Annotated in this window: 11 protein-coding genes and 2 pseudogenes; 8 read left to right on the top strand and 5 right to left on the bottom strand. The window is 61.7% G+C overall.

The window, feature by feature from the left end; all coding sequences use genetic code 11:
• Window positions 1-54 precede the first annotated feature (54 nt).
• The 4 genes from AAGW23_RS21650 (at window position 55) to AAGW23_RS21635 (ending at window position 3,410) form a co-directional block, all read left to right on the top strand.
• Complete coding sequence (locus tag AAGW23_RS21650; RefSeq protein ID WP_013970887.1) at window positions 55-279, top strand: metal-sensing transcriptional repressor; 225 nt, start codon at window positions 55-57, stop codon at window positions 277-279.
• 59 nt (window positions 280-338) lie between these two features.
• Window positions 339-1,448, top strand: a complete 1,110-nt coding sequence (locus AAGW23_RS21645; RefSeq protein WP_003291553.1) for an S-(hydroxymethyl)glutathione dehydrogenase/class III alcohol dehydrogenase — start codon at window positions 339-341, stop codon at window positions 1,446-1,448.
• Between the two features lie 43 nt (window positions 1,449-1,491).
• Entirely contained in the window at window positions 1,492-1,890 is a 399-nt protein-coding gene (locus AAGW23_RS21640) for a VOC family protein (RefSeq protein WP_003291554.1), read from the top strand.
• A gap of 185 nt (window positions 1,891-2,075) precedes the next feature.
• The gene (locus tag AAGW23_RS21635; RefSeq protein ID WP_042927609.1) at window positions 2,076-3,410 is read left to right on the top strand and encodes a DUF3422 family protein; all 1,335 of its coding nucleotides are present in this window, start codon (window positions 2,076-2,078) and stop codon (window positions 3,408-3,410) included.
• A 103-nt stretch (window positions 3,411-3,513) separates the two neighbouring features.
• Here AAGW23_RS21635 and AAGW23_RS21630 read toward each other — a convergent pair.
• From AAGW23_RS21630 to AAGW23_RS22060, 3 genes and pseudogenes are all read right to left on the bottom strand, one after another.
• Window positions 3,514-3,708: pseudogene (locus AAGW23_RS21630) on the bottom strand (transposase); the annotation flags it as partial.
• Window positions 3,709-3,912: 204 nt separating this feature from the next.
• A complete protein-coding gene (locus tag AAGW23_RS22065; RefSeq protein WP_371263644.1) occupies window positions 3,913-4,221 on the bottom strand; it encodes a helix-turn-helix domain-containing protein in 309 nt (102 codons plus the stop codon).
• 123 nt (window positions 4,222-4,344) lie between these two features.
• Window positions 4,345-4,875, bottom strand: a pseudogene (locus AAGW23_RS22060) (DJ-1/PfpI family protein); the annotation flags it as partial.
• A gap of 114 nt (window positions 4,876-4,989) precedes the next feature.
• Between AAGW23_RS22060 and AAGW23_RS21620 the strand changes: the two are divergent.
• Window positions 4,990-5,292, top strand: coding sequence for a putative quinol monooxygenase (locus tag AAGW23_RS21620; RefSeq protein ID WP_007182542.1), 303 nt, complete (start codon window positions 4,990-4,992; stop codon window positions 5,290-5,292).
• A gap of 617 nt (window positions 5,293-5,909) precedes the next feature.
• Here the strand turns inward: AAGW23_RS21620 and AAGW23_RS21615 are convergent.
• Both AAGW23_RS21615 and AAGW23_RS21610 read right to left on the bottom strand, forming a co-directional pair.
• Window positions 5,910-6,107 carry a hypothetical protein gene (locus AAGW23_RS21615; protein WP_023082110.1) on the bottom strand — a complete coding sequence of 66 codons (198 nt, stop codon included), beginning with the start codon at window positions 6,105-6,107 and terminating at the stop codon, window positions 5,910-5,912.
• Window positions 6,108-6,283: 176 nt separating this feature from the next.
• Window positions 6,284-7,180, bottom strand: coding sequence for a LysR family transcriptional regulator (locus AAGW23_RS21610; RefSeq protein ID WP_013970892.1), 897 nt, complete (start codon window positions 7,178-7,180; stop codon window positions 6,284-6,286).
• 140 nt (window positions 7,181-7,320) lie between these two features.
• Here AAGW23_RS21610 and AAGW23_RS21605 point away from each other — a divergent pair, with 140 nt between their 5' ends.
• From AAGW23_RS21605 to AAGW23_RS21595, 3 genes are all read left to right on the top strand, one after another.
• Entirely contained in the window at window positions 7,321-8,310 is a 990-nt protein-coding gene (locus AAGW23_RS21605) for a zinc-dependent alcohol dehydrogenase family protein (RefSeq protein WP_042927614.1), read from the top strand.
• A gap of 371 nt (window positions 8,311-8,681) precedes the next feature.
• Entirely contained in the window at window positions 8,682-10,547 is a 1,866-nt protein-coding gene (nhaA, locus tag AAGW23_RS21600) for a Na+/H+ antiporter NhaA (protein ID WP_042927607.1), read from the top strand.
• Between the two features lie 25 nt (window positions 10,548-10,572).
• Complete coding sequence (locus AAGW23_RS21595; protein ID WP_042927606.1) at window positions 10,573-13,224, top strand: excinuclease ABC subunit UvrA; 2,652 nt, start codon at window positions 10,573-10,575, stop codon at window positions 13,222-13,224.
• Window positions 13,225-13,296 lie beyond the last annotated feature (72 nt).

The following is a 13,296-nucleotide window of genomic DNA, read 5'->3' as shown; positions in this document are numbered from 1 at the left end:
GAGGGCCTGTCTCTTCGGCGTCAGGCCCCGCTTATCTGGAGTGAAAAGCGGTGAGTGCCACATGGCCCGGAAGAAAAGAAGCAAGCGCTCGATGCAGGTGCTGAATGCCCTGCAATTCTTCAGCAGCTTGCAGCTGTTCGTGGGGCTGACAACGGATTGATGGCAACGGTTATGGAGAGCTATCTACGGGAAGAGTTTCCCAGTAGCGAAATCAGGAGCGATTCGCAGAACAAGTCCATTGACGAGACCATCTCCATCGTCCGCTCCTACCTGCGGTAGAGGCACCAGGGTGCCCTCGGTGAGGGAAAATTTAGTTAGCTAGTAAAGGAAGCGCCATCATGAAATCACGTGCAGCAGTTGCCTTCGGGCCTGGAAAGCCACTGGAAATCGTCGAGATCGACGTCGAGCCGCCGCGCAAGGGCGAGGTGCTTGTCAGGATCACGAATACCGGCGTTTGCCATACCGACGCCTTCACCCTGTCGGGCGAGGACCCGGAAGGCGTGTTCCCGGCGGTGCTGGGCCATGAGGGCGCCGGCATCGTGGTCGAGGTCGGCGAGGGCGTGACCTCGGTCAAGCCGGGTGACCACGTGATCCCGCTGTACACCGCCGAGTGCGGTGAGTGCCTGTTCTGCAAGAGCGGCAAGACCAACCTGTGCGTGGCGGTGCGCGCCACCCAGGGCAAGGGCGTGATGCCCGATGGCACCACCCGCTTCAGCTACAACGGCCAGCCGATCTACCACTACATGGGCTGCTCGACCTTCAGCGAATACACGGTGGTGGCCGAAGTCTCGCTGGCCAAGATCAACCCGGACGCCAATCCCGAGCATGTCTGCCTGCTGGGTTGCGGTGTGACCACCGGCATCGGCGCTGTTCACAACACGGCCAAGGTTCAGCCGGGTGACTCTGTGGCCATCTTCGGCCTCGGCGGCATCGGGCTCGCTGCGATTCAGGGGGCACGCCAGGCCAAGGCGGGTCGCATCATCGCCATCGACACCAATCCAGCGAAGTTCGAGCTGGCTCGTACCTTCGGCGCGACCGAATGCCTCAACCCGAAGGACTTCGACAAGCCGATTCACGAGGTTCTCATCGAGATGACCGGTTGGGGTGTCGATCACACCTTCGAGTGCATCGGCAACGTCAACGTGATGCGCTCGGCACTGGAAGCAGCACATCGTGGCTGGGGCCAGTCGATCGTCATCGGCGTGGCTGGTGCAGGCAAGGAAATTTCGACGCGCCCGTTCCAGTTGATCACCGGTCGCACCTGGAAGGGCTCGGCTTTCGGCGGGGTCAAGGGCCGCACTCAACTTCCCGGCATGGTGGAGGACGCAATGAAAGGCGAGATCGATCTCGCCCCGTTCGTCACCCACACCATGGGCCTCGACGACATCAACAAGGCCTTCGACCTGATGCATGAAGGCAAGTCGATTCGCACGGTGATCCACTACTGATCGCCCACTACCCATTCAACGCCAACCACCAAGGAAATTAATCATGTCCACTCCTGTCATTTCTGGCGATGGCATCTTTTCGCACATCTTTATCGGCGCTGCCGACCTTCAGAAGTCGGTCGCGTTCTACGCCGCCGCTCTGGGTGCTCTTGGCATCAAGAACCTCGGTCCTTTCAACAACGGATGGGTACTTTTCGGTCGCGAAAAGCCGGCTTTCATCATCGCCCGCCCGGGCAATGGTGAAGCGCCTTCCAGCAACGGCGTGACGATCGGCTTTGCGGCCGCCACTCCCGCTGAAGTGGATGCCTTCCACGCCGCCGGCCTTGCCGCAGGCGGCACTGACGAGGGCCAACCTGGCGCACGTGGTCACCTGCCGGGTGCCTATGCTGCCTACCTGCGTGATCCGGCGGGCAACAAGGTCTGCTCGTACACCTTCGTCTGAAAGCAAGGAAGCTGAGAGCGTTCTGACAGGGTCAGCACAAGCCTCTATTATACGGCGAGCCTGTTAGACGGACTGCGTAACGCGGTGCATGCTCATGAAGATCGGCCCGCAGCCATGTGTGAAACGCATGGCTGCGGGCATTTGTTTTGAAGCGTGCTTTTCAACCAATGAGAAATGAGGTCGTTATGAAAGAGCCGGCCAATATCAATACGACGACCGTACAACCCACCCCAACCGCCACCGTGTACGGCATGCCGGCTTATGCCGATCGTGCTGCAGCCGTGGGTGAAGTGCATGCGCGCCCGCATCTGTTGCTTGAGGCCCCCCGCGGTATATTGCAGCTCGCTTTCATGACCGAAGGTGACCAGACCAGGGATCAGATGGCGATGAGCGAGTTGTCTCATCGCTTCGGCGTTGCCGAGCCCGACCACGCTACGCCGCTACACGGCATGACATGGGATGAGGGAGACCTTCACTGTGAAAAGCACACCGAGTTCTCTACGTATCTCTGGTGCGCTTCGCTGGATTCCAAGACGGGAGAGCCTTGCGGAGAAAATCCCTTCAAACATGGATTTGTTCCTCCGGGCCCGGTCATATCCGGCATCCGCTTGAGACTTCTTCCGTGGATACCAGAAACGGAGAAGGAGGCTGATCGCTTCGATCCTGCCAGCCTGTGCTACTCGTTGGTAGAGAACGGCTCTGCCGCCATCTTGACCGACTTCCGACAGGATGAGGATGGCCTGACGCAGATCCTCATCCTTGCTCGTGATTTGACCCCGGCGCGGGCAGGTGCGCTGGCTCAACTTCTATTGGAGATCGAGACGTACCGTACCTTGGCGTTGCTGTCTCTGCCGTTGACGCGATCGATGACGTCGGAGCTGCGACACATGGAGTCGCGCCTTGCTGCGATCACTGACGAGATGTGTACGAATTTGGTAGAACGCCGCGATAGCGACGTGCTGCTTTCCGAATTGACAGGTCTGGCCGCCGAACTGGAAGCTGGCGTCGCGGCAAATCTCTATCGCTTCGGCGCCAGCCGTGCCTACTACGAGATCGTCGAGGAAAGGCTGGCTGCGCTTTCAGAAGTGGCCGTATCCGGATACAGCACCTGGGCGGATTTCCTGCAGCGTCGCATCGCTCCAGCCATGCGGGAGTGCCAATCCGTAAAGGAGCGCCAGGCCAAGCTCTCCGACAAACTGACCCGAGCCATCGCGTTGCTGCGTTCGTGGATCGACGTCGAACTTGAACGCCAGAACCGCGATCTGCTGGCTTCGATGAACAACCGGGCCAAGTTGCAATTGCGCCTTCAGCAAACCGTCGAAGGCCTGTCGGTCGCGGCAATTTCTTATTACGTCGTGAGTCTTCTCGGCTACCTGCTCAAGGGCATTCCGATCGTTCACGACAGCGTGGCGCCGGTGATGGCGGTTCTGGTACCTGCGGTGATGCTGACGATCTGGTGGATCGTCCGCAGGATAAGACACGCCCACAGCGACACGGCGGCGGAAGAGAAATCTTCCTGACGAGCTGCCGTCCTGGCGCGCGATAGCTGCGCCGTCCGTTTGAACAGAGGAGAACAACATGCCAAGCAATTCTTTCGGTGAATCCTCTTGTACCGCTGCGGCCTGCATTGAAGCGTTTGTAGACCTTATTCCAGTAGCCAAACGCCTTGGGCAGGTCTCTCCAGGGACATCCCGTGCGCATGCGGTACAGCATGCCCTCCACGGTCATTCGTAGATCACGCTTGTTGTAGATGGCCTTGTGCAGCAGAATTTCCCGCAGCTTCGACCAATGCTCATCGCTGAGCAGTAATCGGGGCATTGCAAGCTCGTATCGATGTTGGGTCAGAGCTTCAACGATACGGGCTTGCTCTTATAGATCAATGGGTTAGCGCGAAATGGCAACAGACCCTAGCAAACCAGTTCAAATAACGTGGCGCAGTAGTTTTATCAGGTCCAAATGCGCCGTTTGGCCTGCGTCAGTTTCCCGGTGGTCTCCAGCCGTACATACACCAAACGCCTCTGGTCATCCACCGCGTCGCAACTCCCTGACACCCCGGCCCAGCTTGCGGCGCAACAGGGCCCGCAGGGTCACCCCATCCGAGTACCCGACCTGTGCGGCGACCTGGTCGACGCTCGCGTTTCCGGTGCGCAAGAGATGGACGGCATGCTCCACGCGCAGGTCCTGGAAATACGACAGCGGCGTCTTGCCCAAAACGCTTTGCAGCCGCCGCGCCAAGGTGCGCTCGCTTGTGCCCGCGGCGCAGGCCGCTTCGGCCAGCGAGAACCCCTTCGCGAGCCGACGTCTGGCCCAGCATTCGAAGCGCTCCACCATCGGGTCGGCATGCGCAAGGTGGTCGGGAATCACGAACTCGGCTTGCGAACTGCGTGCCTCGACCAGCAGATAGCGTGCTACTAGGGCCGCCAGCGCCGGACTGCGCCCCCGGATGATGCGCAAGGCCAGGTCGACGTGGGCCAAAGCGGCACCCGCGGTAGTGAAGCGTGTCGAGTTCACGATCATGCGTGACTCGTCCAGCGTGACGTTCGGATAGCGCTGCCGAAACATCGGCCCCAGCCACCATGACGTCGTCGCACGATGCCCATCAAGCAGGCCACTCTCTGCAAGCAAGAAACTACCGGAGCAGGCGGCACCAAGGTGCGCGCCAGCGGTGGACCACTGCTGTAGCACGGCGACCGCATCGGGCACGTCGGGGCGTGTGAGCCGAGCCGAGAGCGTGTCAGGCATCTTTTCACCAAACGCGGGCACGAGCACGACGTCTGGTTCCGGCACACCACGCGCAGTGACCACGGGGACCGTCAAGCCTTGCGCAGTTCGGATGCGACGCCGCACGCCCACCAGCGTGAGCTCTATGTGCGCGGGAGCCTGTGGCAGCGAGCCCGACATCGCATTGGCCAAGCCCACTGTGTCGGTGAGCGCCGCAAGCCCCAGATCAAACACGCCATCACAAACAAGGATGTGGATTTTCATGGCAACAATGATATCAATGTTGTCATTATTGTCTATAGAGATGGCTGTCATGAAGACTTAGACTGCAGGCTCGTCGATCCATTCATCTAACCCAGTTACCCAAAGGATTACAGTATGACCAAGCTCGCCCTGTTTGTTCGCCTCGAAGCCAAACCCGGCCAGGAGGCTGCGCTTGCCGACTTCCTGGCCAGCGCACTGCCGCTCGCCAACGCCGAGTCCGGCACCACTGCCTGGTTCGCATTGAAGTTTGGCCCTTCGACGTTCGGTGTGTTCGATGCCTTTGCCGATGAGGCAGGTCGCCAAGCACATCTGAACGGCCAGATCGCCGCGGCCTTGATGGCCAACGCCGCGACCTTGCTCAGTTCTCCGCCCAATATCGAGAAGGTCGAACTGCTTGCAGCCAAACTGCCTGCATGACAACCCGGCCTTGACCCAATCAGGTCACGCTGCAGGATGGGGGGCACAAGCTCTACGCAGCGATCCCCCCCTCGATTGCACTTGCCCAGGGAGCTACCTTCCACAGCGACGGGGGGCAATATTGCAGCCAGAACTTCCAAGCTGCGTCAGCAAGCAGGGGCAACATCAGGGCTGGCTGTGATGTTCCGATTCGTCGGGTAGTTATCGAGAAGTACCGACTGTTTGCAACGTGTCGGTACCGAGAGCCGTCTGGGCGAGCCAGATTTCCGGCCCATTGGAAGTCCGCAGTCCGCAAGCGCGGATCGATCGAGCGATTTGTTGAAAATCAACGACCTAGCACCGGGCCGTTCGGGCTAGTGAGGGTTTCTGGGGGGGCGTAACGATTCGAACTCCTGCAGGGGCTCGGTGGGGTGGAACCCTGCGCCAAACCTATGTAACTCAGCGCCTTGCGACCGCTGCAAACTCCTGCGGAAAGGTGCGGAATCCGGGCCTTGATGCCCGCAATCCTACCAGTTCTGCCCTGGTCGGGTCACCAACCGAGCGCATCAGACAGGGCGCCAGTTCTATTCCCGTTTGGGAATTGAACCCGCGTCAGCATCCACTCATCCGACGTTCGATCAGGCGGTGACGAACCGCTCCCGAAATGCTCGCCGGACCTGGTCGTAAGGCACAGGGCTGGTGGCGTGCGGGACCAGCGCGCTTCTGTCGCCGATGAGGTAGTTGATCCGGTAGGTGCAGTTTCCGGAGGGGTGCAGCATGCCGGCAATCACCCGGTCGGGATTCAGAACCCGCTCCTGGATCAGGCGGTCCAGCACGCTCTGGACCTACGGCCCCAAGCCAACGAACATGGCATCTTTCAGTTCTTCGACTTCCGCCGCGAAGTGCTACAGCAGGTACTTCCTCAGCAAGGGGTGCTTGGTCATATCCGGTGAGCCACGGTAATCGTCGTCCTTTACGAATACCGGATAGCGCAGACATTGATTTTCGTGCGTTAGAGAGGGCCTCGCTGCCCAAAAGCCTCACGCGCAAACTCCAAGAAGCTGCGCAGCTTTGGAGTCATTCTTCGGTCAGGGGCATAGAGGATGTGCATTGCGGTATTCGGCACCGGGTACTGCGGCAACAGACGCACCAGTGTCCCATCGCGCAGTGCATCGCTAACCAACTCTATCGGCTGTAGAACCACGCCTAGACCAGCTACAGCCGCTGCCAGCAGTGGATCACCTTGATTGATCGTTAATTTGCTTGTAATAGGAACATCTATACGCCCCTCCGGGCTGTCGAAGCTCCAGTGTGAGCGGCCATCAGAATAGGTAAACCCCAGACATTCCTGCTGCTGTAGATCCCACGGATTGATGATGGGAGGGCGACGTGCAAGATAGGACGGCGCAGCGCATAAAACCATCTGATAGGGCTCCAGTGGCAATGCCTTCAACCCACTGCTCGCCAGCTCGCCGATGCGAAATACCACGTCGTAACCATCATCAACGATATCGACCAGTTCGTTCGATAACGTTAGGTCAACAGACACCTGAGGATACCGAACCATGTATTCCAGCAGGCGTGGCGAAAGCGTGCGGATTCCGAACGTGACCGGCGCGTTGATGCGAAGGCGGCCGCTTGGTGTGCCCCGAGTGAGGGCAGCCAGGCTCTCGGCAGACTGCATGTCTGCAAGGATCAGTTTTGCTCGCGGGTAGAACGCCCTGCCGAAGTCGGTGAGGCTTTGCCTGCGCGTAGTCCGGTGCAGCAGGGAAACACCCAGATGTTGTTCGAGCATTTTCACCTGTTTCCCTACCAATTGAGGGGACAGATTCAGGTCGTCCGCAGCGGCGCTGAATGAACCCAGCTCAACTGTTTTGACGAACGTGGCCATCTGGGTCAGGCGATCCATTATAAACACTCTGTTTCTAGTAATACGCCATCGTAGGCATTTATCTAGCGCCAACCAATGACTAAATTTTTGTCACCTTTCGAGTGCCCGGATACCTTCCGGATGTACGTCGAGGCCCATTGATAAACGAGGTATTTATGATGGCACGCATTGTCAGAATTCATGAATACGGTGACGCCAGCGTTCTGAAGCTGGAAGATCTGGAAGTATCGGCACCAGCAGCAAACGAGGTGCAAATTAGTGTTAAAGCTTTTGGCTTGAACCGAGCCGAAGTGATGTTCCGCAATCACGCATACCTACAAGAAGCGGAGTTCCCCAGCCGCTTAGGCTACGAGGCCGCAGGCATCGTAACGGCAGTTGGGAGCGACGTAACCGAGATCACGATTGGTGACTCGGTCGCTCTGATCCCACCTCTGGATATTGCTCGCTGGGGCACCTACGGCGAGTTGGCCAATGTACCGGCCCACCTGGTGGTAAAGAGCCCTGAGAACTTGTCCTTTGAAGAGGCTGCGGCGTCTTGGATGCAGTACGTCACCGCCTGGGGGGGATTGATTGAACAGGCGAAGCTACGTCAGGGCGATTTTGTCATCGTTACCGCCGCGTCAAGCAGTGTTGGCTTGGCCGCCTTCCAAATGGCTCGTATGGTCGGCGCCACATCGATTGCGATCACTCGAACTCACGCGAAGAAGCAAGCCCTACTTGATGCAGGCGCTGCGCATGTCATCGTCAGCGATGAAGAGGATATCGTCGAGCGTGTTATGACGATAACTGCCGGTCAAGGCGCTCGCGTTGTATTCGATCCTGTAGGCGGGCCGTCCTTGGAACCTCTCACGCAGAGCATGGCGCGGGGCGGAATTTTGCTGGAGTACGGCGCACTTAGCTCTGAACCGACACCATTCCCACTGTTTACCGTGCTGGGCAAAAGCCTGACTTTGAAGGGCTATCTCTACGCAGAGATTGTGGCCGACCCTGAAGCCCTAGAGAGAGCAAAGGCTTTTATTCTGCAAGGGTTGGAGTCCGGTGCGTTGCGCCCGATCATCGCAAAGACATTCACACTTAGCGACATCCAGGATGCCCATCGTTTCCTTGAAGCCAATCAGCAGATCGGCAAGATCGTGGTAACTGTCTGACCAGCAATTATGGGGCTGAGAGCGTAATCCTTCGGCCCCGATTCAAGCCAGCCCTGATGACCGCTTTTGGCCGATTCTGTGTATCCGTCCGGCCAACACACCTTCTTGGCCCCGACGCCAAAGGCGATGGTGTCCACCTGATTTAAGTGGACACCATTTCTAGCCTTTTATGCCGCTGGGCAAACCTATTTTCCCGAGGGCGTGGCGCGGCCGGGTTGGTATCAGCCAACGGACAGAGGTGTTGAGCGCAGGCTGGGAGAAAGACTCGCTTGGCTGCGCTCGCTCGATGATGAGACGCCGCCAGAGGCGGACGCCTGATCGGTCCATCCGAAACCTGCCCATCGTGATCTCACAAACTACAGGATAAGCACATGCCAGCCTCTTCTTTCGGTGAGTCCTCGGCGCATATCAGACGGAGACGCGTTGCCCGCTATCTACGCACTGAGTCTGGGGCTGCGGTGCTGCTGGTGATCGTCACGGTTGTGGCGCTGGCGTGGGCGAACTCGCCGCTATCCGATGCCTATTTCGAGTTGTGGCACCTGGACGTCGGGTTCAACTTTGGGCCATTGGGCCTGCACATGGATCTGCATCACTGGGTCAACGACGGCCTGATGGTCGTCTTCTTCTTCCTGATCGGCCTGGAGGTGCGTCAGGAATTCGCCCACGGGTCGCTCAGGGACCGCAGCCGTGCCCGTCTCGCTCTGATCGCGGGGGTCGCGGGTGTCGTGCTGCCCGCGCTGCTGTATGTCCTGATCGTGGGGCTGGCAGGAAGTGAGGGCCTGCGCGGGTGGGGGGCGGTGGTCGGTACCGATACGGCGTTCATGCTGGGCACCCTGGCGATCGTCGGCCCGCGGCTATCCGGTCAGTTGCGCGTGTTCTTGCTCACCCTGACCGTGGTCGATGACTTCCTCGCCGTGTCCATCATCGGCATCGTCTATAGCGAGGAGATCCGCGTCGTCCCGTTGCTGATCGCCCTCGCCAGTCTCGTCGGGTTGTGGTTGCTGGGGCGCACCCGCCAGTGGCGGGCAACGCCGTATGTGCTGATCGTGATCGTGCTGTGGCTCGCGACCGTGTACTCCGGCATTCATGCCTCCCTCGCCGGGATGGCCGCGGGGCTCCTGATCCCCGCCTACGCAACGCAACGTCACAAGGTCGTCGCGGCAAGACAGTTGTTCCGTGACTTCTGGCAGTCTCCGAGTGCCGCATCGGCTCGCGCAGTGGACTGCGGGCTGTCCCAGGGTATCTCGGTGAATGAGCGGCTGCACGAGTTCCTGCGGCTGCCGACAGCGCTGCTGATCGTGCCGGTGTTCGCCTTGGCGAACGCCGGGGTGGACCTGCGTGGTGGGCTGCTCGCGGAGGCCTTCGGCTCGCCCGTGACCTGGGGCGTCATCGCGGGGCTCGTGCTCGGCAAGCTCCTGGGCATCGGGCTCATCACTCTCGCCGCGGTCCGCCTCGGCTTGGGGCGCCTGCCGGCGGGTGTCGGAATGGGGAGCGTGTTCGGTGGTGCGGCACTGTCCGGGATCGGGTTCACCGTGTCGCTGCTCATCATCGGACTCGCGTTCGGCACGACCTCCGACCTGGGCCGCCAGGCGACGGTCGGCGTGCTCGTGTCGATGATGCTCGCCACGTTGCTCGGGTGGCTCATCTTCAAGGTTGCCGCACGCAGGTGGGGTGAGGAGACCGCCGATCTGCCGATGGTGCTTGAGCCGCCGGTCGATCCCGAGGTCGATCACATCCGCGGGCCAGAGGACGCGCAGCTCACGCTGGTGGAGTACGTGGACTTCGAGTGCGCGTACTGTGCGCACGCTACCGGTTCTTGGGAGGATCTGCGCGCCCACTTCGGGGACGACCTGCGGTATGTGGTGCGCCATTTGCCGCACCACCCGCATGGGCCGATCGCCGCGCGTGCGTCCGAGGCGGCATCGAATCAGGGGATGTTCTGGCCGTGGCTGGACTTCGTGTTTACCCGTCAGCACGCGCTGGAGCGCGAGGATCTGATCGGCTACGCCGTAGAGCTTGGGCTCGACGTCGATCGGTTCATCGCGGATCTCGACAGCTCTGCGGTGATCGAGCGTGTCGAGCGCGACCTCGCCAGTGCGGTCGCCAGCGGTGCGCATGTCACGCCGACGTTCTTCGTCGAGGGTCGCCGCCTGCGCGGTAGCTACGACGCCCGCACTGTCACCGCAGCGCTCGAAGCCAGTCGCCGCGGCCCCCGGACTCAGGAAGTCCCGTCCTGAGCGGGACGAACTACAGGATAAGAACATGCCAAACAATTCTTTCGGTGAATCCTCTTGTACCGCTGCGGCCAGCGGCCTCGTGCAGGTGCGTGGCGCGCGCGAGAACAACCTCAAGGAGGTGGACGTCTCCATCCCGCGTAACGCGCTGGTGGTGTTCTCGGGTGTCTCCGGCTCCGGTAAGTCCTCGCTGGCCTTTGGCACCATCTATGCCGAGGCCCAGCGGCGCTACTTCGAGTCGGTGGCCCCCTATGCGCGGCGACTGATCGACCAGGCGGGCGTGCCGGACGTCGATGCGATCGACGGCCTGCCGCCGGCGGTGGCGCTGCAACAGCAGCGGGGCTCCAGCAACGCGCGTTCCTCTGTGGGCAGTGTGACCACCTTGTCCAGCCTGGTGCGGATGATGTATTCGCGCGCCGGCGCCTACCCAGCCAACCAGCCCATGCTGTACGCCGAGGATTTTTCGCCCAACACGCCGCAGGGAGCGTGCCCGACCTGCCACGGCCTGGGCCATGTGTACGAGGTGACTGAGGCCATCATGGTGCCCGATCCCTCCCTGAGCATCCGCGAGCGGGCGATCGCCTCCTGGCCCCCCGCCTGGCAAGGCCAGAACCTGCGCGACATCCTGGTCAGCATGGGCTACGACGTTGACCGACCGTGGAAGGACCTGCCAAAGAAGGATCGCGACTGGATTCTGTTCACCGAGGAAACACCGACGGTGCCGGTGTACGCCGGCTTCACGCCCGCCGAAACCCGCGCCGCGCTCAAGCGCAAGATGGAGCCGAGCTACATGGGCACCTTCACCGGCGCCCGGCGGTATGTGATGCACACCTTTGCCAACACCCAGAGCGCGCTGATGAGAAAGCGCGTGTCCCGGTTCATGGAGGGCAAACCGTGCCCCACCTGCCACGGCAAGCGGCTCAAGCCCGAGGCGCTGTCGGTCACCTTCGCCGGCGTGGACATCGGCGCGTTCATGCAGATGCCGCTGGACCAGTTGGCGGCCTTGCTCGAACCCATCGCCCAGGGCGATTTCCGCGCCCATGCAGCGGGGGCGGCTACGGACAAGGAAGCGACCCGACGCGACCGTGCCGAACGCGCGGCCTCCGGTCGCGCCGTCCATGCGGTATCGCCCGACGTGCGCCGCACCTCGGCGCTATCGGAAGAAAAGCGCCTCGCCGCGCAGCGCCTGGCTGGAGGCGTGATGGCGCGCCTGCGCCAACTGCGCGAGCTAGGCCTGGGCTACCTGACGCTGGACCGGGCCACGCCGACGCTTTCGGCCGGCGAGTTGCAGCGCCTGCGGCTGGCCACGCAATTGAGTTCCCTGCTGTTCGGTGTCGTGTACGTGCTCGACGAGCCCTCCGCGGGCCTGCACCCCTCCGATAGCCAGGCCCTGTACGACGCACTCGACCGGCTGCGCGACGCCGGCAACTCGGTGTTCGTGGTGGAGCACGACTTGGACCTGATGCGCCGCGCGCAATGGCTCGTGGATGTCGGGCCGGATGCTGGGGAGCGTGGCGGCCGCGTGCTCTACAGCGGCGAGCCGGATGGCCTGCGCAAGATTGCCGAATCGCGCACCGCCCGCTATCTGTTCGAGGAGATCCCCGCGCCGGGAAGCCGGGCACGCGAAGCGACCGGCTGGCTGGAACTGCAGGGCATCCACCGCCACAACCTGCATGGCGTGGATGCACGCATTCCGCTGGGCGTGCTGACGGCCGTCACCGGTATCTCCGGCTCCGGCAAGTCCAGCCTCGTCGCGCAGGCCCTGCCGGAGTTGGTGCTGCTGCACCTGGGCCACGAGCCGGAAGACGATGCGGCCGAAAGCGCCACCAGCGAAGGGCCGGCGGTGATCGAAGCGACTGGCGGTCATCTGGCGGGCGATGTGGACGCCATACAGCGCCTGGTGCAGGTGGACCAGAAGCCGATCGGGCGCACGCCGCGCTCGAACCTGGCTACCTACACGGGTCTGTTCGACCATGTGCGCAAGCTGTTCGCCGCCACGCCCGATGCTCGACGCCGCCGCTATGATGCCGGACGGTTCTCGTTCAACGTCGCCAAGGGGCGCTGCGAGACTTGCGAGGGCGAGGGTTTCGTTAGCGTGGAACTGCTGTTCATGCCCAGCGTGTACGCGCCGTGCCCGACCTGCCATGGCGCGCGCTACAACGAGGCCACGCTGAAGGTGCAGTGGAACGGGCGCAACATCGCCGAGGTGCTGCAGATGACCGTGGACGATGCCAGCGAATTCTTCGCGGGTGAAGACGCGGTGGCAAGGCCCCTGCAACTGCTGCGCGACATCGGACTGGGCTATCTGCGCCTGGGGCAACCGGCCACTGAGCTTTCCGGTGGCGAGGCGCAGCGCATCAAGCTGGCGACCGAGCTTCAGCGCAGCCAGCGCGGCCGAAGCCTGTACGTGCTCGACGAGCCGACCACCGGGCTGCACGCGTCGGATGCCGACCGGCTGCTGGTGCAGTTGCAGCGCCTGGTCGATGCCAGCAATACCGTAGTGATGATCGAGCACGACATGCGTGCGGTGGCCCAAGCCGACTGGGTGATCGACGTAGGGCCAGGCGCGGGCGCTGCCGGCGGCAGCATCGTGGTGGCGGGTTCCCCTCAGCAGGTGGCCCGAAAGTCTGGCAGCCGAACCGCTCCGTTCCTTGCACGGGAGTTGGCGCGGGTCGAGTAGCTTAGTTCGCCAAATGTTGCCAGCTTCGCGGGGCATTGATCGTCGCCACACGGTGGTGACGGTCGCTGCCCG

Source organism: Stutzerimonas chloritidismutans (assembly GCF_038562055.1).
Taxonomy (GTDB): domain Bacteria; phylum Pseudomonadota; class Gammaproteobacteria; order Pseudomonadales; family Pseudomonadaceae; genus Stutzerimonas; species Stutzerimonas chloritidismutans_A.
The sequence above is the reverse complement of the archived record's forward strand: the minus strand, read 5'-3'. Positions and strand labels throughout refer to the sequence as shown.